The organism is Streptomyces sp. Ru71, assembly GCF_002920535.1.
GTDB lineage: Bacteria > Actinomycetota > Actinomycetes > Streptomycetales > Streptomycetaceae > Streptomyces.
In genome coordinates, this window is record NZ_PQSS01000016.1 from 39,649 (window position 1) to 65,173 (window position 25,525).

Annotated in this window: 22 protein-coding genes; 11 read left to right on the forward strand and 11 right to left on the reverse strand. The window is 72.9% G+C overall.

The features are described from left to right. The first annotated feature begins 19 nt into the window (after positions 1–19). Complete coding sequence (locus C3489_RS12835; protein ID WP_181139651.1) at positions 20–253, forward strand: hypothetical protein; 234 nt, start codon at positions 20–22, stop codon at positions 251–253. Between the two features lie 12 nt (positions 254–265). On the opposite strand, the gene C3489_RS12840 is transcribed toward C3489_RS12835, so the two are convergent. Then, a complete protein-coding gene (locus tag C3489_RS12840) occupies positions 266–1,486 on the reverse strand; it encodes an MFS transporter (RefSeq protein WP_374936737.1) in 1,221 nt (406 codons plus the stop codon). Positions 1,487–2,004: 518 nt separating this feature from the next. Then, positions 2,005–2,607, reverse strand: coding sequence for a hypothetical protein (locus tag C3489_RS12845; protein ID WP_103781903.1), 603 nt, complete (start codon positions 2,605–2,607; stop codon positions 2,005–2,007). A gap of 483 nt (positions 2,608–3,090) precedes the next feature. Here C3489_RS12845 and npdG point away from each other — a divergent pair, with 483 nt between their 5' ends. Together npdG and C3489_RS12855 are read left to right on the forward strand one after the other, a co-directional pair. Further along, positions 3,091–3,795, forward strand: coding sequence for an NADPH-dependent F420 reductase (npdG, locus tag C3489_RS12850; RefSeq protein ID WP_103781904.1), 705 nt, complete (start codon positions 3,091–3,093; stop codon positions 3,793–3,795). 152 nt (positions 3,796–3,947) lie between these two features. Continuing rightward, the gene (locus tag C3489_RS12855) at positions 3,948–4,127 is read left to right on the forward strand and encodes a hypothetical protein (protein WP_103781905.1); all 180 of its coding nucleotides are present in this window, start codon (positions 3,948–3,950) and stop codon (positions 4,125–4,127) included. On the opposite strand, the gene C3489_RS12860 is transcribed toward C3489_RS12855, so the two are convergent. Then, complete coding sequence (locus C3489_RS12860; protein WP_103781906.1) at positions 4,112–4,879, reverse strand: site-2 protease family protein; 768 nt, start codon at positions 4,877–4,879, stop codon at positions 4,112–4,114. The two genes, C3489_RS12855 and C3489_RS12860, sit on opposite strands and share 16 nt — an antisense overlap. A gap of 110 nt (positions 4,880–4,989) precedes the next feature. Between C3489_RS12860 and C3489_RS12865 the strand changes: the two genes are divergently transcribed. Together C3489_RS12865 and C3489_RS12870 are read left to right on the forward strand one after the other, a co-directional pair. Next, on the forward strand, positions 4,990–5,688 hold the full coding sequence (locus C3489_RS12865) for a DUF6578 domain-containing protein (protein WP_103781907.1): 699 nt from the start codon (positions 4,990–4,992) through the stop codon (positions 5,686–5,688). Between the two features lie 59 nt (positions 5,689–5,747). Continuing rightward, a complete protein-coding gene (locus tag C3489_RS12870; RefSeq protein WP_103781908.1) occupies positions 5,748–9,305 on the forward strand; it encodes a BTAD domain-containing putative transcriptional regulator in 3,558 nt (1,185 codons plus the stop codon). A gap of 27 nt (positions 9,306–9,332) precedes the next feature. Here C3489_RS12870 and C3489_RS12875 read toward each other — a convergent pair whose 3' ends face one another. Together C3489_RS12875 and C3489_RS12880 are read right to left on the reverse strand one after the other, a co-directional pair. Then, positions 9,333–10,160, reverse strand: coding sequence for an ABC transporter permease (locus tag C3489_RS12875; protein WP_103781909.1), 828 nt, complete (start codon positions 10,158–10,160; stop codon positions 9,333–9,335). Next, a complete protein-coding gene (locus tag C3489_RS12880; protein ID WP_103781910.1) occupies positions 10,157–11,182 on the reverse strand; it encodes an ATP-binding cassette domain-containing protein in 1,026 nt (341 codons plus the stop codon). Before C3489_RS12880 ends, C3489_RS12875 begins: the two co-directional genes overlap by 4 nt. A gap of 148 nt (positions 11,183–11,330) precedes the next feature. Between C3489_RS12880 and C3489_RS12885 the strand changes: the two genes are divergently transcribed. After that, positions 11,331–11,747, forward strand: a complete 417-nt coding sequence (locus C3489_RS12885; RefSeq protein WP_103781911.1) for an ester cyclase — start codon at positions 11,331–11,333, stop codon at positions 11,745–11,747. A gap of 80 nt (positions 11,748–11,827) precedes the next feature. On the opposite strand, the gene panB is transcribed toward C3489_RS12885, so the two are convergent. Then, the gene (gene panB, locus C3489_RS12890; protein ID WP_103781912.1) at positions 11,828–12,694 is read right to left on the reverse strand and encodes a 3-methyl-2-oxobutanoate hydroxymethyltransferase; all 867 of its coding nucleotides are present in this window, start codon (positions 12,692–12,694) and stop codon (positions 11,828–11,830) included. Positions 12,695–12,897: 203 nt separating this feature from the next. On the opposite strand from panB, the gene C3489_RS12895 reads away from it, so the two are divergent. From C3489_RS12895 to C3489_RS12910, 4 genes are all read left to right on the forward strand, one after another. Further along, entirely contained in the window at positions 12,898–14,487 is a 1,590-nt protein-coding gene (locus tag C3489_RS12895; protein WP_103781913.1) for an MFS transporter, read from the forward strand. A 67-nt stretch (positions 14,488–14,554) separates the two neighbouring features. Beyond that, positions 14,555–15,175 carry a TetR/AcrR family transcriptional regulator gene (locus C3489_RS12900; protein WP_258054676.1) on the forward strand — a complete coding sequence of 207 codons (621 nt, stop codon included), beginning with the start codon at positions 14,555–14,557 and terminating at the stop codon, positions 15,173–15,175. A 179-nt stretch (positions 15,176–15,354) separates the two neighbouring features. Further along, complete coding sequence (locus C3489_RS12905) at positions 15,355–16,407, forward strand: endonuclease/exonuclease/phosphatase family protein (protein ID WP_103781915.1); 1,053 nt, start codon at positions 15,355–15,357, stop codon at positions 16,405–16,407. A 125-nt stretch (positions 16,408–16,532) separates the two neighbouring features. Continuing rightward, positions 16,533–17,741, forward strand: coding sequence for an MFS transporter (locus C3489_RS12910; protein ID WP_103781916.1), 1,209 nt, complete (start codon positions 16,533–16,535; stop codon positions 17,739–17,741). 46 nt (positions 17,742–17,787) lie between these two features. Here the strand turns inward: C3489_RS12910 and C3489_RS12915 are convergent, their stop codons facing one another. From C3489_RS12915 to C3489_RS12930, 4 genes are all read right to left on the reverse strand, one after another. Next, entirely contained in the window at positions 17,788–19,542 is a 1,755-nt protein-coding gene (locus C3489_RS12915) for an NAD+ synthase (RefSeq protein WP_103781917.1), read from the reverse strand. 605 nt (positions 19,543–20,147) lie between these two features. Beyond that, on the reverse strand, positions 20,148–22,088 hold the full coding sequence (locus C3489_RS12920; protein ID WP_103781918.1) for a protease pro-enzyme activation domain-containing protein: 1,941 nt from the start codon (positions 22,086–22,088) through the stop codon (positions 20,148–20,150). A gap of 170 nt (positions 22,089–22,258) precedes the next feature. Next, positions 22,259–22,882, reverse strand: a complete 624-nt coding sequence (locus tag C3489_RS12925) for a DUF305 domain-containing protein (RefSeq protein WP_103781919.1) — start codon at positions 22,880–22,882, stop codon at positions 22,259–22,261. Next, positions 22,879–23,601: a DUF3105 domain-containing protein gene (locus C3489_RS12930; RefSeq protein WP_103781920.1), complete on the reverse strand. Its 723-nt coding sequence runs from the start codon at positions 23,599–23,601 to the stop codon at positions 22,879–22,881. Before C3489_RS12930 ends, C3489_RS12925 begins: the two co-directional genes overlap by 4 nt. Positions 23,602–23,772: 171 nt before the next feature. Between C3489_RS12930 and C3489_RS12935 the strand changes: the two genes are divergently transcribed. Further along, positions 23,773–24,207: an Rrf2 family transcriptional regulator gene (locus C3489_RS12935; RefSeq protein ID WP_103781921.1), complete on the forward strand. Its 435-nt coding sequence runs from the start codon at positions 23,773–23,775 to the stop codon at positions 24,205–24,207. Positions 24,208–24,275: 68 nt separating this feature from the next. Here the strand turns inward: C3489_RS12935 and C3489_RS12940 are convergent, their stop codons facing one another. After that, the gene (locus tag C3489_RS12940) at positions 24,276–25,463 is read right to left on the reverse strand and encodes a globin domain-containing protein (RefSeq protein ID WP_103781922.1); all 1,188 of its coding nucleotides are present in this window, start codon (positions 25,461–25,463) and stop codon (positions 24,276–24,278) included. Positions 25,464–25,525: the final 62 nt, after the last annotated feature.

Below are 25,525 nucleotides of genomic sequence, written 5' to 3' on the forward strand. Positions count from 1 at the left end.
TGGCGAGAGGAGCGAGGCCATGGCCCTGTTCAAGAAGCGCACGGCGGGCAAGCCGGGCGAGTGGTACTACTGCCTGGAGCACAAGAAGGTGGAGGAGGGCCCGGAGTGCCCGGGCAAGGACCGCTTCGGACCCTACGCGTCCCGCCGGGAGGCGGAGCAGGCGATGGAGACGGCCCGCGAGCGCAACCTCCAGTGGGAGAACGACCCCAAGTGGCACGACGCGCCCGCCGGCGGGGCCACCGAGGACGACTGACCGGCACCCGGCTCAGCCGGAGAGCGCCTCGGCCGCGGCTGCGCGCTGATCGCGCAGCCGCACCGCGTGCTCGTTCGTCCGCACGTCGTACGCCATCAGCCGCGGCAGGCACAGCGCCAGCAGCCCCACCGCGCCCGCGCACAGCAGTCCGCCGGAGAAGACGGACGCCCGCACGCCCCACCACGCGGCGAAGCCGCCGGACCTGACCTGGCCGACCGTCGGCCCGACCGAGTACGACAGCAGCTCGATCCCGGCGAGCCGCCCGCGCAGCTCGTCGGGGATCGTCTGGTTCCACATGGCGGAGCGGAAGATGCCGCTGACCATGTCGCAGCCGCCCGCCACGGTCAGGAACAGCAGCACCAGCCATACGTCGCCGACGACCCCGGCGGCCGCGACCGCCAGGCCCCAGCCGGCGGCCGACAGCACCACCATCCGGCCGTGCCGGTGCACCCGCGAGGCCCATCCGCCGGTCAGGCTCACCAGCAGCGAGCCGAACGGCACCGCCGCGTACATCAGGCCCAGCGACCACTCGGCGTCCAGGTCGTCGGCGAGGAACGGCAGCACGGCCAGCGGCATCGCCAGGAACATCGCCGCCAGGTCGATCGCGTACGTGCCCAGCAGCTCCTTGCGGCTCCACGCGTACCGGGCGCCCTCCGCGATGGAGCGCAGGCTGGGTCTCACGGCCTCGTGCGCGGCCGGGGAGGCGGCGATGCGGACGACGTACGCCACGGACACGGCGAAGGTGGCGAGGTCCGCGGCGTAGGCCCAGCCGAGGCCGGCGTAGGCGACGACCAGGCCCGCGACGGCCGGGCCGGCGACGCCGCCCACGGTCCAGCGCAGCGAGTTCAGCGAGGCGGCCGCCGGCAGGTCGTCGTGCGCGACGATCCGCGGCCACAGCGAGTCCAGCGCGGGACGCTGCACGGACACCAGCGCGGAGGACAGGGCGGCGACGGCGTACAGCGGCCACACGGCGGGGTGCGGCAGCAGGGCGTTGAGCAGCAGCAGCGCGGACAGCAGGCCCTGTCCGGCCTCCGTCCACAGGATCAGCTTCCGCTTGTCGAAGGCGTCGGCCAGCGCGCCGCCGTACAGCCCGCACACCACCAGCGGCACGAGTTCCACGGCCCCGATGGCGCCCACCGCCGCCGCGGACCCGGTGAGCTCCTTCAGCTGCACCGGCAGCGCGACGAACGTCAGGAAGCTCCCGAAGTTCGAGATCAGCCCCGACATCCACAGCCGCCGGAAGTCGACGGAGGCCTTCCAGGGGGCGAGATCGGGCAACAGGGCACGGAGCCGCGAGCGGGTGGTCACGAGGGGACATGCTCAACGCGCGAACCGGGCCCGGGCAATCGCTTTTTCCCAGGGCGCGTCCGGGTTCTCCTGCGGGATGCGCCCTTCGACCGGGCCCGGGAAGAGAAGCCGGCACACGACGCCCCAGGCGCGGCTCTGGGCGCTGGGTGCGCTGGGACCGGGGTGCGGTAGTGGCTGCGGCGGGCGGGGGTGTCCGATGGCGCCGGTGGGTGGGGGGTCTGCCCTGGGGCAGTGGGGGCGGCGAGTGGTGCCCGAGGAGGCGGGGGGTGGCGGCTGCCACGGACCACCTTGCGGCAGGGGCTGCCGAGGTGTGCTGGGACCGTTTTCGGACCAGGGGCTGCGGCGGCCGGTGCCGGGACGCCGGGGGGAGGGTGGGTGCCGTAGGACCGGCCCGCGGCAGCGGCCAGGGCGGCGGCGTTTGGAGGTGCCGGGTGGGTGGGGGCTCACCACTGTGCCGGGGGCGGGGCCGTCAGGGACTCCGCCAGCCGGGTCAGGCGGTCGCGGAACCGGCGCCGTCCTCTCGGCGTGCCCGGGACCGGGCTCTCCCCGGCCGCCGCGCTCACCAGATGCTGCACCGTGTCCAGGTCCAGCTCCGCCCCCTGCGGCACCGTCAGCGTCTCGTGCGCCATGCCCGCCAGCTCCCCCTGCCCGCCGCCGAGCGCCAGCACCGTCACCCCGGACCGCCGGGCGTCGTGCACCCGCTGGAGCAGCGGCGCGGGCTCCTCGGGGGCCACGACGAGCAGCGTCTCGCCCCGCCGCGCCGCCTCGATCCGGCCCAGCCCGACCGCCAGATGCGCCGGGTCCGAGGGGCGGGCGTCGTGCCGCACCAGCGTCGGCGCCAGTTCCGGCGTCCCCGACCACGCGGCCTCGTCCGCGAGATGCGCCGCCAGATGCCACGGCTCGTACTCCGGCGTGCCCACGAGCAGCAGCCCGCCACCGTGCGACACGACCGAACCCCGCAGCGCCCCCGCGAACCTCCGGGTGGCCCCGAGCCACTCGGTCCCGGCGAGCACTTCCCGCAGCAACGCGACCCGTACGGCGTCCATGGGCCCGCATCCTCGCGCAATCGGGCCGCCGCGGCCCGCCGTTCACCCGGAATTCCCCCGACCCGGGGACGGGCCGGACGGCCGCTGCCGGGGGCCGGCCGGCCGGGGAGGGGCCGACGCATCGTCCCGCGCCCCGCCCTGCCGTGGGCGGACGTGTCGTCCGGCTGCCCCCGATCTGCGGTGGGCCGGCGTATAGCCGGCGCCCGGCCCGGCCGTGGGCCGACGCACCGTCCGGCGCTCCGCCCTGCCGTGGGCGGACGTGTCGTCCGGCTGCCCCGATGTGCCGTGGGCCGGCGTATGTCCAGAGCACAGCCCGGCCGTGAGCCGACCTATCGTCCGACGCCGGACCCGGCCGTGGGCCGACGCATCGTCCGGCGCCCGACCCGGCCATGGGCCGACGTATCGTCCGGCGCCCAGCCCGGTCATGCCGCAGATGTCCTGTCCGACCGCACCGCCCCGTCAGGGGGAACGTATTGTCGGGCCATGACCAATAGCGACAGCGCACAGAAGGCCCCCGCCAAGGACCCCTGGGACCTCCCGGACGTCTCCGGGCTCGTCGTCGGCGTGCTCGGCGGGACCGGTCCGCAGGGCAAGGGGCTGGCCTACCGGCTGGCCCGGGCCGGGCAGAAGGTGATCATCGGCTCGCGGGCCGCCGAGCGGGCGCAGGCCGCCGCAGACGAGCTCGGGCACGGCGTCGAGGGCGCCGACAACGCCGAGACCGCCCGCCGCAGCGACATCGTGATCGTCGCCGTGCCGTGGGAGGGCCACGCCAAGACCCTGCAGTCCCTGCGCGAGGACCTGGCCGGCAAGCTCGTCGTGGACTGTGTCAACCCGCTCGGCTTCGACAAGAAGGGCGCCTACGCGTTGAAGCCCGAGGAGGGCAGCGCCGCCGAGCAGGCCGCCGCCCTGCTGCCGGACTCACGGGTGACGGCCGCCTTCCACCACCTGTCGGCGGTCCTCCTCCAGGACCCGGAGATCGAGCAGATCGACACCGATGTGATGGTGCTCGGCGAGGTGCGCGCCGACGTGGAGATCGTCCAGGCCCTCGCCGGCCGCATCCCCGGCATGCGCGGCATCTTCGCCGGGCGGCTGCGCAACGCCCACCAGGTGGAGTCGCTGGTCGCCAACCTGATCTCCGTCAACCGCCGGTACAAGGCCCACGCGGGGCTGCGTATCACCGACGTATGAGCCATGGGGGACACTGGGGGAGGCCGGCGACGCCCACGGTGTCCCCCGACAGCACCGAGCGGACGCCGACCGCCCCGAACACCCGCTGACAGCGCGACCGCGGACAGCGCACGCGCTGCCGGCCCCGACGGTCCCGACAGGAGTCGACTTCCATGCCCCGCCTCGCCCTCTACGCCCTCGTCGTCTGCGTCCTCGCCGTGGCCGCGGCCGTCGTCTCCTTCGCCCAGGGCAGCTGGCTGGGCATCGTGTGGGTGCTGCTGGCGGGCCTGTCGTCCAACATGGCCTGGTACTACCGGCGGCGCGGCCGCACCGCGGCTCACCAGAACCGGTAGAGCTCACGGCCGGCGGAGGCGTCGACGTCGCTGACGCCCAGGCCGCGCAGGATCGCGTGGACCGCGTCGAAGAACGCTGTGTTGACCGACGGCACCCACAGCAGCGCGAACACGAACAGCAGCCCGAACGGCGCGTACGGCTCCACCTGCCGTTTCACCCCGGACGACAGCCACGGCTCGATCACCCCGTAGCCGTCCAGCCCCGGGACCGGCAGGAAGTTCAGGATCGCCGCCGTCACCTGCAGCAGCGCCAGGAACGCCAGCGCGTACCGGAAGACGGCGGGCATGCCGTCCGGCGAGCCGAGCCAGAACGGGGCCGTGCAGACGGCGGCGAACAGCACGTTCGTCAGCGGGCCGGCCGCCGAGACCAGACTGTGCCGCCAGCGACCGGGGATGCGGCCCCGCTCGATGAAGACCGCGCCGCCCGGCAGGCCGATCCCGCCCATGATCAGGAAGGCCACGGGCAGCACGATGCTCAGCAGCGCGTGCGTGTATCTGAGCGGATCGAGCGTGAGATAGCCCTTCGCGCGCACCGAGACGTCCCCGCTGTGCAGGGCGGTGCGGGCGTGCGCGTACTCGTGCAGGCACAGGGAGACGATCCACGCCGCCGTCACGAACAGGAACACCGCCACACCCGGCTGCTCGGCGAACCCCGTCCAGGCCGCCCATCCCGCCACCGCCGCGACGGCCGCGATCCCGACGAAGAGCGGACTGATCCCGTGCTCACCGCGCCGACCCGCGACGGCTGTCATGCGCCTCCCCCGCCTCTCCCGTGTCCCGTCTGCCCCGGTCCGCCCGACCGTACAGGCCGCACCGGGAAAACGTCTCGCGGTGGGCGCCCGGTTCCCGGGAAGGTGAGTCCATGGGCCTGTGGCATGTGTACTACGAGGGGTGGCAGCTGGAGTGCTGCGGTACGCCGTTCGCGCCGGGGGAGGAGGTGAGCTGGCCGCTGCTGCTGAACGACGCCGAGGACGTGCTCTGCGGAGGCTGGCACGATCAGCTGACCAAGATCACCGGGACGGTCGAGGACGTACCGGACGGAGAGGACGAGGAGGACGGCGAAGGCGGCACCGTGCGGGTGGTGCGGGAGGAGACCGGCCTGGTCGTCGCCCTCCCCGGGGACCCGGACGAGCCCGGCCGCAGCGCCCCGGGGGACTGGATCCGGCTGGTCGGCCTGCTCACGGCGGAGTCGCACGGCGACGGCGGCCCCGAGACCACGGGGACGGTCCGCGCCGTCCAGCTGCTGAGGCAGGGCTACGCACCGTCCGGCACCGGCGTATGGGTGCCCGTGCCGGGGGAGCGGTCCCTGCACCCGGTCCCGCGCAGCCCGAGGGGGTTCGCCGGCGGCGAGGTGGGCGCGGACGGCGTCCTTCGCAACGAGGCGGGCGTCATGGTCACGCTGGAGGTCCCGGGCACCGACTCCTGGCTGTCGTACGCCGTCCGCGAGGCCCGCGGCATCCCCCACGACCGGGCCGGGAGCGGCGCGGAGACGGCCGGTCTCACGGCCGAGGCGCTCGCGTCGCTGCTTCACTCCCTGAGCACGGTCCCGGCACGCTCCTGAGCCGGGGACATGGCCGGCCGGTCGAAACCGTGTGCCCGTTGCCGATCTCTCCGGAGAGAATGGAGCCCGTGCGCTACCGCATCCTCGGCACCACGCAAGCGCTCCGCCCCGACGGCTCGGCCGTCGCGCTCGGCGGGGCGCGGCTGCGTGCCCTGCTGACCGTGCTGGCCCTGCGGGCCGGCCGTACCGTGCCGGCGGCGCTGCTCGTGGAGGAGGTGTGGGCCGGCGACCCGCCCGCCGACGCGACCGGCGCGCTGCAGGCGCTGGTCGGCCGGCTGCGCCGGGCGCTCGGCGCGGACGCCGTGGCCTCCGCCGACGGCGGCTACCGGCTCACCGCCGTCCCCGACCACATCGACCTGCACCGCTTCGAGCGGCTGGCCGGCGACGGACTGCGCGCCCTGGCCGACGGCGACCCCGCCAAGGCGGCCGCCCTCCTGGACGACGCCCTCGCCCTGTGGCACGGGCCCGCCCTCACCGACCTGCCCGACCGCACCGCCGAGGCCGCCCGCTGGGAGACCCGCCGCCTGGACGCGCGGCGGGGCCGGCTGACCGCCGCGCTCGCGCTGGGCGAGGCCGACCAGGCGCTGCCCGAGCTGACCGCCCTGTGCGACGCCCACCCCCTGGACGAGCCGCTCCAGGTGCTGCGGCTGCGCGCCCTGCGCGACACCGGCCGCACCGCCCAGGCCCTCGCCGCCTACGACGAGATACGCCACCTCCTGGCCGACCGCCTCGGCTCGGACCCCGGCCCGCAACTGCGCGCCCTGCACGCGGAACTCCTCGCCACCGAACGCCCGGCCCCACCCCACGCGACCACCGCCCAGGCCCCTTCCGGCCATACGGCCACAGGCCATACGGCCACAGGCCATGCGGCCGCAGGCGATGCGGCCCCCACGCACGTGGCCGCCGGCCAGACAGCCCCTGCCCAGGCAGCCTCCGGCCAGTGGTCCCCTGCGCCGTCGGCCCCCGCCCACGCGACCCCCGGCCAGTCGGCCCCTGCCCAGTCGGCCCCCGCCCACGCAACCCCCAGCCAGTCGCCCCCCGCCCACACAGTCTCCAGCGCCCAGGGCACCCCTGCCCCGACCGCCCCCGTCCCGCAACCGCTCGGGAATCTCCGGGCCAGGCTCACCTCCTTCGTCGGGCGGGAGGCGGACATCGCGGCGATCCGGGAGGATCTCCGCACCGCCCGGCTGGTCACGCTGCTCGGGCCCGGCGGTGCCGGCAAGACGCGGCTGTCGCAGGAGGCCGCGGAGACCGTGCGGGACGCCGCCCGGGACGGGGTGTGGCTCGCCGAACTCGCGCCCGTGGACGACCCCGGCACCGTCCCCGAGGCCGTGCTGACCGCCGTCGGCGCCCGCGAGACCGTGCTGCGTGGTGCGGGTGCCGAGGAGCTGCGCGCCGTGTCCGAACGCCACGACGACCCCCTCGTGCGCCTCGCCGAGCACTGCGCCCGCCGCCGCATGCTGCTCATCCTCGACAACTGCGAGCACGTCGTGGACGCAGCCGCCCGCCTCGCCGAGGAACTCCTGGCCCGCTGCCCGGAGCTGACGGTGCTGGCCACCAGCCGCGAACCCCTCGGCGTACCCGGAGAGGTCCTGCGCCCCGTGGAGCCGCTGCCCGAGCCGGTCGCGCTGCGGCTGCTCGCCGAGCGCGGCGCGGCGGCCCGCCCCGGCTTCCGGGTCGACGCCGACGAGGAGACGGCGGCGGCCTGCGCGGAGATCTGCCGCCGCCTGGACGGCCTGCCGCTCGCCATCGAACTGGCCGCGGCCCGTCTGCGCATGCTGACCCCGCGCCAGATCGCGGACCGCCTCGACGACCGCTTCCGCCTGCTGACCTCCGGCAGCCGTACCGTCCTGCCCCGCCAGCAGACCCTGCGCGCGGTCGTCGACTGGTCCTGGGACCTGCTCGACGAGGACGAACGCGACGTGCTGCGGCGGCTGTCCGTCTTCGCCGGCGGCTGCGACCTGAGCGCCGCCGAAGCCGTCTGCGGTCCGGCCGCCTTCGACGCGCTCGCCTCCCTCGTCGACAAGTCCCTCGTCGTCGCCACCCCGACCGGCGAGGACGGCTCGATGCGCTACCGGCTGCTGGAGACGGTCGCCGAGTACGCCGCCGAACGCCTCGACGAGTGCGGCGCCCGCCCCGACGCCGAGCGCGCCCATCTGACGTACTACCGCGAACTCGCCCGCACCACCGACCCGCAGCTGCGCGGCCACGGCCAGCGCGCCGCGATCGAGCGCATCGAGCGGGAGTACGAGAACCTGCGCACCGCCCTGCGCCACGCCGTCGCCGCCCGCGACGAGCAGGAGGCGCTGTGCCTGGTGCTCTCCCTGTGCTGGTACTGGCAGATGCGCGACCTGCGCATCGAGACCCGCAACTGGGCCGCCGAGGTCATGGCCCTCGGCCCCGACCCGTTCACCGAACCGGTGCGCCCCGCCGCCCCGCTGTGGGAGCGCTGCACCGACGCGCCGCCGCCGATGACCGGCGAGATGCTCGCTGAGGCCCGCCGTGGCGTCCATCTGATCCATCTCGCCTGCATGGACACCGAGATGGACGCCTGGCAGACCCCGCAGGCGCAGGAGAAGCTGCGGATCGTCAGCCGGACGTACACCCCCGGCCTGCCGCAGGCGTGCCGTCCGCCGGGCTATGTCTGGTTCTTCGCCGTGGTGCTGAGCGGCGACCTCGACCGCATCCGCCTGATCGGTGACGCGGCCGTGGACACCTGCCGCACCCGCCCCGACCACGAGTGGGAGCTCGCCCTCTGCCTCCAGATGCGCGCCAACCTCCTCGCCAACCGCACCGACTGGGCCGGCGACGCCGCCGCCGACGCCGACGAGGCCCTGGAGATCTTCCAGCGCCTCGGCGACGGCTGGGGTGTCGCGGAGGCGCTGTCGGCGCGCGGCGAGGCCCGCGAGCGCAAGGGCGAGTACACGGCCGCCGCCGCCGACTACCAGGCCGCCATCGCCGCGGCCGAGCAGCTCGGCGCCCGCGCGCAGCAGGCCGTGCTCACCGCCCGGCTGGGCACCGCGCTGCTGGAGGCGGGTGATCCGGAGCGGGGTGAGGCGCTGCTGCGCGAGGTGATCGACCGGCCCGAGGGCACCGTCACCGAGGCCATGCCCGCCGCCCGGCTCTTCCTCGCCGGCTGGCTGAGCATCACCGGCCGCACCGCGGAGGCGCGTGAGCAGATCCGGCGGCTGCGGGAGGACTTCGGGCCGGCCTCCTTCTTCGTCTTCGACGGTTTCATCCGCAGCCAGGAGGCCTGGCTGGACATCGTCGACGGCGACCACGACGAGGCGCTGGTCAAGACCCGGCAGGCGCTGGTCCAGGCGAACGAGCCGCTGTCGCGCACGATCGTGCCGCACATGCGCCCCCTGTGCCTGGTCCTCGCGGCGGCCGCCCTGGCCGGCGCCGAGGGCGGGGCCCGCGCCCGGGACGCCGCCCGCTGCATGGGTGCCGCCGAGGCGCTGCTGCCGCCCGGCCATGTCCCCGGCTATGCCGAGCGCGCCGCCCGCGACCAGGCCGAGCGGGCCGTGCGGGCGGCGCTCGGCGACGACGAGGAGTACGCCGCCGCATACGCCGAGGGCGCCGGCCTCTCCCCCGAGGAGGCCGTCGCCCTCGTATGACGCGCACCGACGCCTACGCATCCGGCGTCAGTTCTTGGTGCGGAACTTGTGGATGGCGACCGGGGCCATCACCGCGGTGATCGCGACCGACCAGGCCACCGTCACCCACAGGTCGTGGGCGACCGGGCCGCCGATCATCAGGCCGCGCGCGGAGTCGGCGAGCGTGGACAGCGGGTTGTAGTCGGTGAAGGCCTGCAGCCAGCCCGGCATCGACTTCGTCGGCGCGAAGATCGACGAGCCGAACTGCAGCGGGAACAGCACCAGGAAGCCCATCGCCTGCACGGACTGCGCGTTCTTCAGCATCACGCCGAGGGTGAGGAACACCCACATGATGGAGGAGGCGAACAGCGCGGACAGTCCGACGGTCGCGAACAGCCCGGGCCAGTTGGTGATGTCGAACCCGACGAGCACGGCGACGATCATCAGCACGGCCGTGGCGAACAGCATCCGCCCCAGCTCCACGGTGATCTTCGCGAAGAGCACGGACCCGCGCCCGATGGGCAGCGTGCGGAACCGGTCCATGACACCGCTGTTGAAGTCCTGGCTGAAGCCGGTTCCGACGCCCTGGGACAGGGTCATGCTCATCATCGCGATCATGCCCGGGATGACGTACTGCACGTACCGGTCCTGGCCGCCGCCCAGCGCCTGCCCGATCGAGCCGCCGAAGACGTACACGAACAGCAGGGTGAAGACGACGGGCATCAGCAGCGCGTCGAACATCGACTCGGGGTCCTGCCGGATCCACAGCAGGTTGCGGCGGATGAGGGCGCCGGTGTGGCGCAGATGCCCGCGCAGCGGAATACGGACGTCGGTCGCGGTCGGGGCCGCGGTCGGGGTGGCGGTGGCGGCGCTCATACGGCGACCTCCTGGCGTGCGTCGGCGGGCGTGGCGTCCTGCGGGGCACCGGCGCGGTGTCCGGTGAGGGACAGGAACACCTCGTCCAGGCTGGGGAGTTCGGTGGTGATGGAGGACAGGGTGATGCCGCGCGCGGTGACCGCGCCGACCACGGCGGTCAGTTGCTCGTCGCTCAGGATCGGCACCAGCAGGGCGCCGCTCTCGCGGTCCACGGTGGTGGTGGCGAGCCCGGTGATGCCGAACTCGTCGAGCATCGCCGCGAGCGGTTCCAGCTCCCGCGGGTCCAGCGGCCGGACCCGCAGCGTGCGCCCGCCGACCTTCGCCTTCAGTTCCTCGATGCCGCCGCCGGCGATGACCTTGCCGCGGTCGACGACGGTCAGCTCGGAGGCGAGCTGCTCGGCCTCCTCCATGTACTGCGTGGTCAGCAGCACGGTGACGCCGTCGCCGACCATGCGCTTGACCTCGTCCCACACCTCGTTGCGGGTGCGCGGGTCGAGACCGGTGGTCGGCTCGTCCAGGTACAGCACCGCCGGGTGCCCGATCATGGACGCGGCGAGGTCGAGCCGCCGCCGCATGCCACCGGAGTACGTCCCCGCGGGCCGCTTGGCGGCCTCGGTGAGCGAGAACCGCTCCAGCAGCTCGTCGGCCCGGGCCCGGGCGTCCTTGCGGGACAGGTCGAGCAGCCGCCCGATCATGTACAGGTTCTCCCAGCCGGGGAGCTTCTCGTCCACCGAGGCGTACTGCCCGGTGAGCCCGATCACCCGCCGCAGCTGCCGGGGCTGCCGTACGACGTCGTAGCCGGCCACGCACGCCTGTCCGGCGTCCGGGGCGAGCAGGGTGGACAGGATGCGCACGAGGGTGGTCTTGCCGGCGCCGTTCGGCCCGAGGACGCCCATCACGGTGCCCTCGCGCACGTCCAGGTCGACGCCGTCCAGCGCCTTGGTCTCGCCGTAGTGCTTGACCAGTCCCCGCACGGTGACGGCGCTGCCCGCGCCGCCGGGGTTGTTGTCGATTCGCGTCATGCCCTCGACGGTGTCAGGCCCCACCGACAAACCACCGACAGAGCTCCGACAGCCCGCCGACGGCGCCGACATCCCGCCGACATGTCACAGACCGGCGCTCCGGAACGTCACAGGGGTACAGCCGTCCGAACCGGAAGGACACCGGGACATGAGCGACACCTCCGCCTTCAGCCGCATGCACGAGGCCGTGAACAGCGGCGACCTGGAGCTGGTCGAGAAGACCATCGACGAGGTCGTCGACCCCGGCCTGGTCTTCCACGCGCCCGTGCCGACGGGGGTGAGCGGGGTGCAGGCACTGAAGCAGGTGTGGCGGGTGCTGCTGACCGCGTTCCCCGACCTGCGCGTGGAGATCGAGGACGTGGTCACGCAAGGGGACAAGGCCGTCTACCGCAACACCGTGACGGGCACGCACCTGGGCGAGTACCGGGGCCTGGCGCCGACCGGCAGGTCCGTGCGGTACGCCGAGATGTTCATCGTGCGCCTGGCCGGGGGGCGTATCGCCGAGATCTGGGGTGTCGTCGACGTCCTGGCGCAGCTGCGGCAGCTCGGCGCCGTCGACGTGTGACGGGCAGGGGGCAGCCCCGCCGACCGGGGGACGTCGACGGGGCTGCCTGGTACCGCTGTGGCTTCGATGAACGGAGGCGGTCAGTGGACCGAGTGCTCCTCCAGCGGGAACGTTCCGCCGATGACGTCGTCGGCGAACGCCTTCGCCGCGTCACCCATCACGGACCGCAGGTCGGCGTACTGCTTGACGAACTTCGGCACCCGCCCGCCGGTCAGCCCGAGCATGTCGGTCCACACCAGCACCTGCGCGTCCGTCTCCGGGCCCGCCCCGATGCCGACGGTCGGGATGTGCAGCACCCGCGTCACCTCGGCGGCCAGCTCCGCCGGGACCAGCTCCAGCACCACCGCGAACGCGCCGGCGTCCTGTACGGCCTTGGCGTCCCGCAGCAGCTGCTGCGCGGCCTCCTCGCCGCGGCCCTGCACCCGGTAGCCCATCGCGTTGACGGACTGAGGGGTCAGCCCGATGTGCGCCATCACCGGGATGCCGGCCTCGACCAGCAGCCGGATCTGCTCGTGGGAGCGCTCACCGCCCTCCAGCTTCACCGCGCCGACCCCGGCCTCCTTCACCAGCCGGGTCGCCGAGCGCAGCGCCTGCACCGGCCCCTCCTGGTAGGAGCCGAAGGGCAGGTCGCCGACGATCAGCGCCCGCCGGGTGCCGCGGACGACGGCCGCGGACAGCATGGTCATCTGGTCGAGCGTGACGGGCACCGTCGTGTCGTAGCCGAGGTGACAGTTGCCCGCCGAGTCCCCGACCAGCAGGACCGGGATGCCGGCCTCGTCGAAGACGGACGCGGTCATCGCGTCGTAGGCGGTCAGCATGGGCCACTTCTCGCCGCGCTCCTTGGCCAGAGCGATGTCGCGGACGGTGATGCGGCGGTTGATCTTGCCTCCGTACAGCGCCTTGCTGCCGTCGGACGGCTTGTTCTGGGCAGCCGAAAGCTGCGTCATGGCAACGGCTCCTTACGTCATCTCGAAGCGCCCTGACGGCGTCCCCGGACCGCCTCCATGGTGGCACCTCGCGCTCCGGCACGGCTAGAGGGCCCCCGGATGGGGCGTGTCACCCCGGCCGGCGGTCACCGCCGACGTAAGAACCGGGTAAAAAGATTTACGATACGGTACGGTCTCGTATCGTAAGTGAGTACGCTCGCCGCATGACCACTCCCGCCGCATCCACCGACCGGATACCGGAAGCCGTGCACCGGCGCCGCTGGGCGATCCTCGGGGTCCTGATGCTCAGCCTGCTGATCGTCGTCCTCGACAACTCGATCCTGAACGTCGCGATCAAGACCATCTCCACCCCCGCCCCGACCGGCCTCGGCGCCACCCAGAGCGAGCTGGAGTGGGCGATCAACGCCTACACCCTGGTCTTCGCCGGCCTGCTGTTCACCGCCGGCCTGCTGGGCGACCGCCTCGGCCGCAAGAAGGTCCTGCTCGGCGGCCTCGCCGTGTTCGGCATCGGCTCGGCGCTGGCCGCCGAGTCCGGCTCGCCGACCCAGCTGATCGCGTTCCGCGCGCTGATGGGCCTGGGCGCCGCCTTCGTGATGCCCGCCACCCTCGCCGTCCTGATGAACGTCTTCGAACGTGAGGAGCAGCCCAAGGCCATCGGCATCTGGGCGGGCGGCGTCGGCCTCGCCATCGCCATCGGCCCGATCACCGGCGGTGTCCTGCTGGACCACTTCTGGTGGGGCTCGGTCTTCCTGATCAACGTGCCGATCGTGCTGCTCGCCCTGGCCCTGATGCTGTGGCTGGTGCCCGACTCCCGCGACCCGAACCCGGGCCGCGTCGACCCCGTCGGCGTGGTGCTCTCCGTGATCGGCCTCGTCCTGCTGGTCTACGGCATCATCAAGGGCGGCCAGCTCGCCGACTTCACCGACCCCAAGGTGCTGGCGACCATCGCGGCCGGTCTGCTGGTCCTCGCCGCCTTCGTGGTGTTCGAGAAGCGCAGCGACCACCCGTCCATCGACGTCACCTACTTCCGCAACAAGGTCTTCTCGGCCGCCATCGGAGCCATCGCGCTGGTGTTCTTCGCGCTGATGGGTGTGACCTTCTTCTCCGTCTTCTACACGCAGAGCGTGCGCGGCTACACCCCGCTGCAGACCGGTCTGCTGATGCTGCCGCTGGCCGCCGCCCAGATGATCTTCGCGCCGCGCGCCCGGCTGCTCGTCGACCGCTTCGGCAACCGGGCCACCACCACGGCCGGCATGCTGGTGATCGCCGCGATGCTGGCGGCGTTCGCCGCGCTGGACGCCGACACGCCCATCTGGCTGCTGGAAGTGATCTTCTTCCTGATGGGCACCGGCATGGCGCACATCATGACCCCGGTCAGCGTCGTCATCATGCAGGCCCTGCCGCGCGAGAAGGCCGGCTCGGCGTCCGCCCTCAGCAACACCTTCCGCCAGGTCGGCGGCGCCCTCGGCATCGCCGTGCTCGGCTCGGTGCTCTCCACCGCCTACCGCACCGGCATCGAGGACAAGCTCGGCGCGCTGCCCGCCGGGCTGCGCGAGACCGCGGGCGAGTCCATCGAGGCCACCCTGGGTGTCGCCGCCCGGCTCGGTCCGCGCGGCGAGGGGCTGGTCGGCCCGGCCAACGACGCGTTCCTGCACGCGATGCACGTCACCGCCCTGTGCGGCGCGGCCGTCGCGGTCCTCGGCGCGCTGGTGGTGGCGCTGTTCCTGCCCGGCCGCCCGACGCAGGGTCAGCAGGGCGAGAAGGAGCCGCATTTGGTCACGGCCGGGGAGTAGCGGGCGGCGACCGCTGTGGCCGGGGGAGAATCCCCGCAGGCCACCACGGACGAAGGGACGACACGAAGTGAGCCTTGCCGACAGCCCGAGCGCGGCCCCGGTCCGGGGCCGGCCCCGCAGCGAGGCCGTGGAGCGCGCCATTCTCGAAGGGGCCATGAAGCTCCTGGAGGAGGGCGTGCCGCTGGCCGAGCTGTCCATCGAGCGCATCGCGCGCACGGCGGGCGTCGGCAAGGCCACCATCTACCGCCGCTGGAGCGGCAAGGAGGAGCTGTTCGTCGACGTCATCCGGGCCGCCGAGCCGCCGGACCCGGAACTGCCCGGCACGTCGATGCGCGACGACCTGATCGCCCTGCTGGAGTCGCTCAGGCAGCGCGCCCTGGCCAGCCGTTCCTCCGCTCTGCTGCACAACGCGCATGTCCAGATGAAGTCCAGCCCGAGGATCTGGGCGGCCTACCACGCGAACGTCATCGTGCCCCGCCGCAACATGGGCCTTGAGGTGCTGCGCCGCGGCCGGCAGGGCGGCGAGATCCGCGCCGACGTGGACCTCGAACTCGCCAACGACATGTTCGTCGGCCCCGTCCTGATGCGCACCCTGCTGCGTCCCGAGGCGGATCTGCCCGAGGGCCTGGCGGAACGCATCGTCGACACGGTCATGGAAGGACTACGCCCCGTCAGTTCCCAGCCGTAATGTGCAGGTTTCGTCACAACCACCGCGCCCGGGGCGCGAACCGGAACTCCGCACGCCGCCCCACTCGTCCCACTGCCCGTACGGCCGTCGCAAGACGGCAGGGACGGAGCCGATCATCCCCTAGGGTCGTAACAGGCGCGGGGGACGACGGTGTGCACGGCAGGTAGTGAGGCGACGGTATGGCGCAGCAGGCATACGTGACGGAGACGGCGAACGGCGGCTCGGCGGACGAGCGGCAGGGATTCCGGCTCCGGCGCGTGGCGGGCCGCCTGCTGCAGCCCTGGCGCGGGGACGCGCGGATCTGGCGGCGCGGCATCCTGCTGGCCGCCGTCGCGGTGGCCCTCGCCCTGGTGATGCTGGTGCACTCGCGCATCCCGAACACGTTCGGCAATCTGGGCAGCCTCACCGAGACGTTTCTGCCGTGGCTGGGCGTGCTGATCCCCCTGCTCCTCGTGGGAGCGCTGCTGCGCCGTTCGGCCACGGCCCTGATCGCGGTGGTCCTGCCGTCGGTCGTCTGGCTGAACCTCTTCGGCGGGCTGCTCACCGACAAGTCGGGCACCGGCGGCGACCTGATGGTGGCCACCCACAACGTCAACGCCGACAACCCCGACCCCTCGGGCACCGCCCGCGAGGTCGCCGCGTCGGGCGCGGACATCCTCGCCCTGGAGGAGATCAAGGCCTCCGCGGTCCCCACCTACGAGCAGGCGCTGTCGGCCACGTACAAGCACCACGCCGTGGTCGGCACGGTGGGCCTGTGGAGCAAGTACCCGCTCTCCGACGTGGCGGCGGTGGACATCCGGCTGGGCTGGAAGCGCGCGATGCGGGCCACGGTGGCCACTCCGCAGGGCCCGCTGGCGGTCTACGTCGCCCACCTGCCGTCGGTCCGCGTCAAGGCGGCGGCGGGCTTCACCGCCCGGCAGCGCGACAAGAGCGCCGACGCCCTCGGCGAGGCCATCGCCGACGAGCGAGTGCCCCGGGTGATCCTGCTCGGCGACCTCAACGGCACCATGAACGACCGCGCCCTGAACGCGGTGACCTCCCAGATGCGCTCCACCCAGGGTGCGGCCGGCAACGGCTTCGGCTTCAGCTGGCCGGCGTCGTTCCCGATGGCCCGGATCGACCAGATCATGGTCAAGGGCGTCGAGCCGGAGAGCTCCTGGACGCTGCCGGCCACCTCCAGCGATCACCTGCCGGTCGCGGCCCGTGTGAAGGTGACCACACCCCAGTCGTAAAACCGCAGGTCGCAGCAGAGCCGTAACCCGGGCGCCACCTGGCGGAATACTGCGCCTGAGAGACTTTGTTCCGAGCGGAAACATAGAGAGTTTCCGACCGTCCCCAAAGTCTCGAAAGGTACTTCATGCCCCTGGCCCTGCTCGCCCTCGCCGTGGGCGCCTTCGGCATCGGTACGACCGAGTTCGTGATGATGGGGCTCCTGCCCGACGTCGCGGACGACCTGCACATCTCGATCCCCGCCGCCGGCCACCTGGTCTCGGCGTACGCGCTGGGCGTGGTCATCGGCGCCCCGCTGCTCGCGGCGCTCACCGCGCGCATGTCCCGCCGTACGGTCCTGATCGCCCTGATGGCCCTGTTCGTGGTGGGCAACGCCCTGTCCGCGTTCGCCCCCACCGACGCCACCCTGCTGGCGGCCCGCTTCCTCAGCGGCCTGCCGCACGGAGCCTTCTTCGGCGTCGGCGCGGTCGTCGCCACCACCATGGTCGCCCCGGAACGCAAGGCCCGCTCCGTCTCCCTGATGTTCCTGGGCCTGACCGTCGCCAACATCGCGGGCGTCCCCGTGGCCACCCTCGTCGGCCAGCACCTCGGCTGGCGGGCCACCTTCCTCGGCGTCAGCGTGATCGGCCTCGCGGCGATCGCGTCCCTGGCCGCCCTGATCCCGCACGACCACACCCACGCCACCGCGACCGGCCTGCGCGGCGAACTGGCCGCCCTGCGCTCCGTCCCGGTCTGGCTGGCGCTCGGCACCACGGTGGCCGGCTTCGGCGCCCTGTTCGCGGCCTACAGCTACATCACGCCGATGCTCACCGACGCGGCCGGCTACGCCGACGCGAGCGTCACCCTCCTGCTCGCCCTGTTCGGCGTGGGAGCGACGATCGGCAACCTGCTCGGCGGCCGCCTGGCGGACCACTCGATGCGCGGCACCCTCTTCGGCGGCCTGGCGTCCCTGGCGGCGGTGCTGCTGCTGTTCCCGCTCCTGATGCACACGCAGACCTCCGCGGCCCTGGCCGTCACCCTCCTCGGCACGGCGGCGTTCGTCACGGGCTCCCCGCTGCAGCTGATGGTGATGGAGAAGGCGGCGGCGGCCCCCTCGCTGGCCTCCTCCGCCAACCAGGCGGCCTTCAACCTCGCCAACGCGGGCGGCGCCTGGATCGGCGGCCTGGCCCTGGCCGCGGGCTTCGGCACGACCTCCCCGGCCCTGGCCGGCGCCCTGCTGGCCGTCCTCGGCCTGGCCGTGGCGGGAGTCGCCTACGCGGTGGACCGCAGGGCCCCGCACACCGGCAGGGTGGTGGCCACGCACGTCCCGCACGAGACGCCGACGCTCCACCACTGACGACGCGAAAGGGGGGCGCCCGAAGACAGGGCGCCCCCGCCTTCTCTCAGACGGACTCCCGCCACCCATTGGTGATGGGCAGCCGCCGGTCCTTACCGAACCCCTTGGGCGAGATCTTCGTCCCCGGCGGATACTGCCGCCGCTTGTACTCGGCGGTGTCGACCATCCGCAGGGTCCGGGTCACCAGCTCGTGGTCGAACCCGGCCGCCACGATCGCGTCGGCGCCCTGGTCCCGGTCGACGTACAGCTCCAGGATCGCGTCGAGCACCGGATAGTCGGGCAGCGAGTCGGTGTCGACCTGCCCCGGCCTCAGCTCGGCGCTCGGCGGCTTGCTGATGGAGTTCTCCGGAATGGGCGGAGTCTGCCCCCGCTCCACCGCCGCCCGGTTGCGCCACTCGGCGAGCCGCCAGATCCACGTCTTGTAGACGTCCTTGATGGGCCCGTAGGCCCCCACCGAGTCGCCGTACAGCGTCGAATACCCGACCGCCAGCTCGGACTTGTTCCCCGGGGCGAGGACGATGTGCCCCTCCTGGTTGGACAGGGCCATCAACAGCGTGCCGCGCAGCCGGGACTGCAGGTTCTCCTCCGCGAGCCCGGTCAGTTCGGCGGCAGCCATATACGCGTCGAACATCGGGGCGATCGACACGGTACGGAAGTTCAGCCCCGTGCGCCGCGCCAGCTCGGCGGCGTCGTCGCGGGAGTGCTCCGAGGAGTACTTCGACGGCATGGAGACGCCGTACACGTTCTCGGCGCCCACGGCGTCACAGGCGATGGCCGCGACCAGCGCCGAGTCGATGCCGCCGGACAGCCCGATGAGCACGGACCGGAACCCGTTCTTGCGCACATACGCGCGCAGGCCCACGACCAGGGCGGAGTAGACCTCCTCCTCGTCGTCGAGCCGCTCGGCGTAGGCACCGGTGTGCACCGGCTCGTACGCGGGCAGCGGCTCCTCGGACAGCACGACCCGATCGATCCGCAGCCCGTCGTCGACGACGCCCACGGGAGCCTCGGGATCGGCGGCGGGCAGCTCCAGATCGAGCACCACGCACCCCTCGGAGAACTGCGGCGCCCGGGCGACGACCTCGCCGTCGCGGTCGACGACGATCGAGTCGCCGTCGAACACCAGCTCGTCCTGTCCGCCGATCATCGCCAGGTAGGCGGTGGTGCAGCCGGCCTCCTGGGCCCGCTTGCGGACCAGCTCCAGCCGGGTGTCGTCCTTGTTGCGCTCGTACGGCGAGGCGTTGACGGAGACCAGCAGCCCCGCCCGCGCGGAACGGGCCGCGGGCACCCGCCCGCCGTCCTGCCAGAGGTCCTCACAGATCGCCAGCGCCACGTCGACGCCGTGCAGCCGCAGGACAGGCATGGAGTCGCCGGGCACGAAGTAGCGGAACTCGTCGAAGACGCCGTAGTTCGGCAGGTGGTGCTTGGCGAAGTTCAGCACCACCTCACCCCGGTGCAGTACGGCGGCGGCGTTCTGCGGGGCGCCGGCGGGCTGGCCGTACTTGGGCTGGGCGGTCTCACAGCGGTCGAGGTACCCGACGAGCACGGGGAGCTCCCCGAGCCCCTCCTCGACGAGCCGCGCCGCGAGCGTGCGCAGGGCCGCGCGGGAGGCCTCGACGAAGGAGGCGCGCAGGGCGAGGTCCTCGACGGGGTAGCCGGTCAGCGCCATCTCGGGGAAGACAGCGAGATGCGCCCCCTGCTCGGCGGAGTGCCGACTCCAGCGGACGATCGTCTCGGTGTTTCCGGCGAGGTCGCCGACGCGAGAGTCGATCTGATTCAGAGCGAGACGAAGTAGAGGCACGCGCCCAGTGTAATCGTCACCCCGACACAATGTCCCCCCAAACGGGGTCCCCGGTGCTGTGGCTGGCCGGGGTTGGATAGCGCACCCGGCGTTGTTGCTGGCCGGGGGTGGGTGCGCTCACCGGCGCTGGCGGGGTGCCTCCCCCAAGCTCTTCGAGCAGGGGGGACCCCCAGCGCCCACCCGTGCCGCCCTGGGGGCACCTCCCAGGCCCTTAAGGCACTGGGGGAGGCACGACTGCCCGCAGCTTCGTGGGGATGGCGGACGCACGCCATGACGGCGCGGCAGTCGCCCACGGCGGGGAGGGGACGGGGTGGGGGGTGTCCGCCCGCAGCGGCCGGCACCGCCGACCCTCACCGCGTCGGGGACAGTGGGCCGGACCGAGGACGGATACCCCCCACCCCGGCCCCGACTCACGAACCGGCCGTAGGCGCTACATCAGCCGACCACCGGACGGCAACGGGCCGCCGCAGGCATTTCAGGGGCGCGGGGAACTGCGCGACCAGCCACGACGCAACCGCAACGGGCCGCCGCAGGCACCCGCGACGACACCCGCACAAAAGAGCGGCGCCCGCCCCCCGCAGGGACCGGACGCCGCCCGAACAACCTCAGCGGCGCCGATACGACGCCACATACCCCGCCCCCGGCGACCCCACGCCGGTGACATCGTCGTACCCCTTCACGGCCTTCAGCGAGCTGTCCTTGCCCAGACTCCGCACCGACGTGCTCAGTCCACCACTCGCGTCGTACCCGTTGACGAAGTCGACCCGCGCCACGGCCAGCTCCGACCCCGTCGGGTTGTCCGTCACGTCGTGGTACACCTTCGACCCGTACCGGGCATAGATCGCCGGGTTGGCGAACCCGAGCGCCTTCCCGCCCCGAGCCTCCTGCGCCAGCGCCTGCACACCGGCGATCACCGGCGCCGCCAGCGACGTACCGCCGATCCGGTACTCGGCGTAGCGCTGCGAACCGTCAGGGAAGGTCTGCGTCTGCCCGACCAGGAACCCGGTGTTCGGGTCCGCGATCGCCGCGATGTCCGGCACGACCCGGTTGCCGTCGGCACTGTTGGCCTTGGCGAGCGCGTCCGGCACGACCCCCTTCTGGTAGTACGGCTGAGCCACGGTCCGGCTCGTACCGCCACCCGCACCGGAGGTGAACGCCCCGGGGAAGTCCGTCCAGCTCTTGCCGTCAGCCGCCAGCACGGCCTTCCGCGTGCCCCAGCCGGTCTCCCACAGGTACGAGTCGCCCTTGCCGACGGCCAGCGAGGTACCGCCCACCGCGGTCACCCACGCCGAGTTCGCCGGGGTGTCGACCTGCTTGGTGCCGGTGTTGTCGACCTCGTCCCCGTTGTCACCGGAGGAGAAGTAGAACCCGATGCCCTGCACCGCACCGAACTGGAAGACCTGGTCGTACGCGGCGGCGAGGTCCGGCGTCTGGTTGGCCTCGATGTCGCCCCAGGAGTTGGAGACGATGTCGGCCAGATGCCCGTCCACGATCTTGCTGAGCGAGTCCAGCAGATCGTCGTCGTAGCAGGAGGCCGCACCGACGTACGTCACCTGGGCCGCGGGCGCGACCGCGTGCACGGCCTCGACGTCGAGGGTCTCCTCGCCGTACCAGCCGGCGGCCCCGCACTCCTTGGTCTTGGTGTACTTGCCGGGCAGCACCTGCCGCAGCTGCCCGGTGGTCCAGGCCGCGTCCCCGTGCTTGCCCGCGTACGTGGCGATGTCGTACGCGAGCGTCGGCGAGGCGTAGGCGTCGGTGATGGCGACCCGCACGCCCTTGCCGGTGTAGCCGCCCGCGCCGTACGCGGAGCGCAGCTGCTTGCCGGTGTACCCGCGCACCGCGTACGGGATCTTCTGCCCGTACGCGTCCGGCAGGGTCGAGGCGACGTTGGAGCCGTAGTACGACGAGAACGGCCCGGAGTTGCGGAACACGGCGTCCGGCGGCGGCAGCTGGTCCTTGTGGCTTGCCTTGTGCGGCGCGTTGTCCAGACCGGTGACGGTCAGCACGGCATCGCGCACGCCGGCCGGCACGGACGCCGCCGACGCGGGCGCGCGGTAAGTGGCGGAGCCCTTGGCGTAGTTGTGCAGCTGCGTCCCGAACGCCTTCTCCGCGGCGGCCACATCGCCGCTGACGGCGACGTAGTGCGCGGTGACGGACGTGACCTTCAGACCGGCCGACGTCAGCCACGACTTGACCGCGGCCACCTGAGCCGCCGTCGCGCCGAAGCGGGCCTGGACCTGCCGCCCGTTCAGGTACTTGCCGTAACTCGGGGAGGACGGGTCGGAGACGGCACGGGCGTAGGCGGCGAGCCCCGCCGCGTCCCGTCCGGCGAGGTAGACGCGCGCGCTCACCTGGGCGCTGTCCGCCGTCGCGCCCTTGTCCGCCTTGGCCGTGGCCCACGCCGGCTTGGTCCCGGCCAGCGTGTCACGGTGCGGGTTGTCCGCGGCGCTGGCCGCGGGTATACCGAGCGCCAGCGCGCCCGCGAGCATGGGCAGGGTGGCTGCCAGGCTCACGGAGGCGCGCAGCACGGCGCGGTTGGATCTCATGGAACCCCCTGTGCGGTTCGGCGAGTGGATCACTCGACGGAGCACACTCTTTCGATGAACCGTTCATGTCAGGGGAATAAGAAGGCCAAAAGGAGCCCAATAAAGTTTGGCCGCGACCGGCGTCAGCCGGCGCCGGCCGCCCCACGCGACGCGGCTCCACGCGACGCGTTTCAACGCGGTGCGGCCCCACGCTCCTTCAACATCTCGCCCATCAGCCGCAGTTCGGACTCCTGGCTCTCCACCATGCCCCGGGCGAGCCGCTTCTCGGCCCCCACCGTGCACCGCTGGACGCATCCCTTCGCCATGTGGACGCCGCCCTTGTGATGGTCCGTCATCAGCTGGAGCCAGAAGACCTCGGCCTCCCGCCCGCTGAGCCCCTGAAGCCGCCTCAGCTCCGTGTTGGTCGCCATCCCTGGCATCAGGGCCCCGTCCTTGCCGGCGGCCGAACCGCCCATGCCCATCCAGGTCATCGGCGGCTCGGACGACACTTTCGGCAGCTCCCACAGGTCGAGCCAGCCGAGCAGCATGCCGCGCTGGTTGGCCTGCGTCTGCGCGATGTCGTAGGCGAGCCCGCGCACTTCGGCGTCCTTGGTGCGGTCGCGCACGATGTACGACATCTCCACGGCCTGCTGGTGGTGCACGGCCATGTCCCGGGCGAACCCGGCGTCGGCCGACTCGGTGCCCGGCGTGCGCGGGGCCGCCGCCCCCTCCTCCTCGGCGACGGCATAGGTGATCGCACCGGCCGCGACGAGCGCGGCCGCGGCGGCGCCGGCGATCAGCCCGATGTGCCTCACTTCATCATCCCGCTGGAGCAGGAGGCGCCCGGCTCGGGCGTCTGCGGGCCCTGCACATAGGCGGAGAGGAACTTGGCGACGGCGGGATCGGCGGCGCTGCGCACGCCCAGCTGGTGGCCCCAGGCCGACAGCACGATGGGAGCGGACTGGTTCGCGTAGGGGCTCATCAGCGTGTACGGCGTGGACTTCACGCGCTCGGCGAGCGCGGCCACGTCCGACTTCGCCGCCTTGTCGGTGTACGTCACCCAGACGGCACCGTGTTCGAGGGAGTGCACGGCCATCTCGTCCTTGACCGGATCGGTGTAGACGGTGCCGTTGCAGTCCGCCCACACCGGGTTGTGGTCACCGCCGACCGGCGGGTGCATCGGGTACGTGACCGGCGTGGTGACGTGGTTGCGGCTGAGGGTGCCCTGCCAGGTGCGCACACCGTCCGCACCAGTGACGAACCGCCCGCCCGCCGCGCTCTTGGCGCCGACGTCACCGTTCTTGGCGTCGGCACTGGCGCCGGCGGCCGTGTCGGCCTTGCCGCCGTCGTCGCCGGACCGCGCCTTCACCACGAACGCGCCGCCGACGACGAGCCCGGCCGCCACGGCCACGCTCGCGGCGACGGTGAGGCCGCGCATGCGCCGCCGCCGTGCCTGCTCGGCGCGGCGCAGTTCGGCGACGTGGGCCTTGCGGGCGGCGCTGGTGTCGGGCTGCTCGGTGTGGGCGGATCCCATGGGATGTGTCCTTCGGCGAAAGGGACGGGGACGGTGGGGCCCGCTGATCGTAGTGGGGGAGACGGGGTGCGGTGTAGGGAGACACCGGCCGTGTGCGCCGTCCGCGCACGGCACGTTGTGGATGCGCGCACGATATTTGGAATACCAGATGCGTATTACTACGCTGGCGGCATGCGGCTCCTGCGCTCCACCGACCTCGCGCTGCGCGTCCTGATGCGGCTCGCGGTCGCCGGTGCCTCCACGCCGACGACCCGGCAGGTCGCCGCCGACATGGACGTCCCGTACACGCACACCGCCAAGGTCGTCGCCGAGCTGCAGCACCTGGGCCTGGTGGACGCCCGCCGCGGCCGGGGCGGGGGACTCGCGCTCACCGGCAAGGGCCGTACCGCCTCCGTCGGCGCGGTGGTGCGCAGCTTCGAGGGCGACGGCGACGTCGTCGACTGCGAGGGCGCCACGCCGTGCCCCCTGAACTCCGGCTGCCGTCTGCGCGGCGCCCTGCGCCGGGCTCAGGAGGCGTTCTACGCCGCGCTGGACCCGGTCACGGTGGCGGACATCGTCGGCGATCCGACGGGACCGCTGCTGCTGGGAATCACCAGGGCGCCCTGAGCGGCGCCGCACCCGCGCGCCCGGGCGGGCCCCCCGCGGTCGAAAGCCGAAGGGGCCCTGGCTCCGGCTCAGCCCTGGGCCAGCCACAGGTCGGGGCCGAACACCTCGTAGTGGATGTCGGCGGCGGCGACACCCTTGGCCAGCAGCTGCTCACGCACGGCGCGCATGAACGGCAGCGGACCGCACAGGTAGGCGCGCGTACCGGCCGGCACCGTGACGTCGGCGAGGTCGACCAGGCCGGTGCGGGCACCGGCGGGCGCGTCCTGCTCGTAGAAGAAGTGCACGGACGCGTCGGCGAGCTTGCCGGCGTAGGCCTCGTGCTCGGCGCGCAGGGCGTGGGCGGCGGGGGAGCGGTCGCCGTGCACGACGGTGACCGGGGCGGCGTGCGCCTGCTCGGCGAGCTGGGCCAGCATCGCGATGATCGGGGTGACGCCGATGCCGGCGGAGGCCAGCAGCACGGGCGCCTCGGGGGCGTCGTCCAGGACCAGGTCGCCGTACGGCTCGGACAGCAGCAGGGTGTCGCCGACGTGCACGCGCGCGTGGAGGTGGTTCGAGACCTCACCGTCCGGGGTGGCGTCGGCGCCGCTCACGCGCTTGACGCTGAACTGGCGCACGCTCTCGCCCGGGGCGCCGGACAGGCTGTACTGCCGGATCTGCCGGGCGCCGTCGTCCAGCTCGACCTGGACGGAGACGTACTGGCCGGCGCGGAAGTCGCGCACCGGGCCGCCGTCGGCCGGGCGCAGCCGGAAGGTGACGACGTCCGCCGTCTCCTCGATGCGCTCGACGACCTCCCAGGTCCGCCGGCCTGTCCCGGCGCTCTCCTCGTACAGCCGCTTCTCGATCGCGATGAGCGCGTTGGCCATCAGCCAGTAGACCTCGTCCCAGGCGGCGGCCACCTCGGGGGTGACGGCCTCGCCGAGGACCTCGACGATGGCGGCGAAGAGGTGCTCGTGGACGACCTTGTACTGCTCGGGCGTCACGCCGAGGGAGGCGTGCTTGTGCGCGATCCGGCCGAGCATGGCGTCGGGCCGCTGGTCGGGGTGGTCCAGCAGATGCGTGGCGAAGGCCGCGATGGAGCCCGCGAGGGCCTGCTTCTGGGCGCCGGAGGCCTGGTTGCCGCGGTTGAACAGGTCCCGCAGCAGCTCGGGGTGGGCGTCGAAGAGCCGGGCGTAGAAGCGCTCGGTGATCTCGCCGATGGCACCGCCGACGGCGGGCAGGGTGGCGCGGACGGTTGCCGCGGACTGCTCGGACAGCATCAGGACTCCTCCTGGCTCGACTGATCGGACGGTATGAAAAGTTGCATCTGAGATGCAAATTA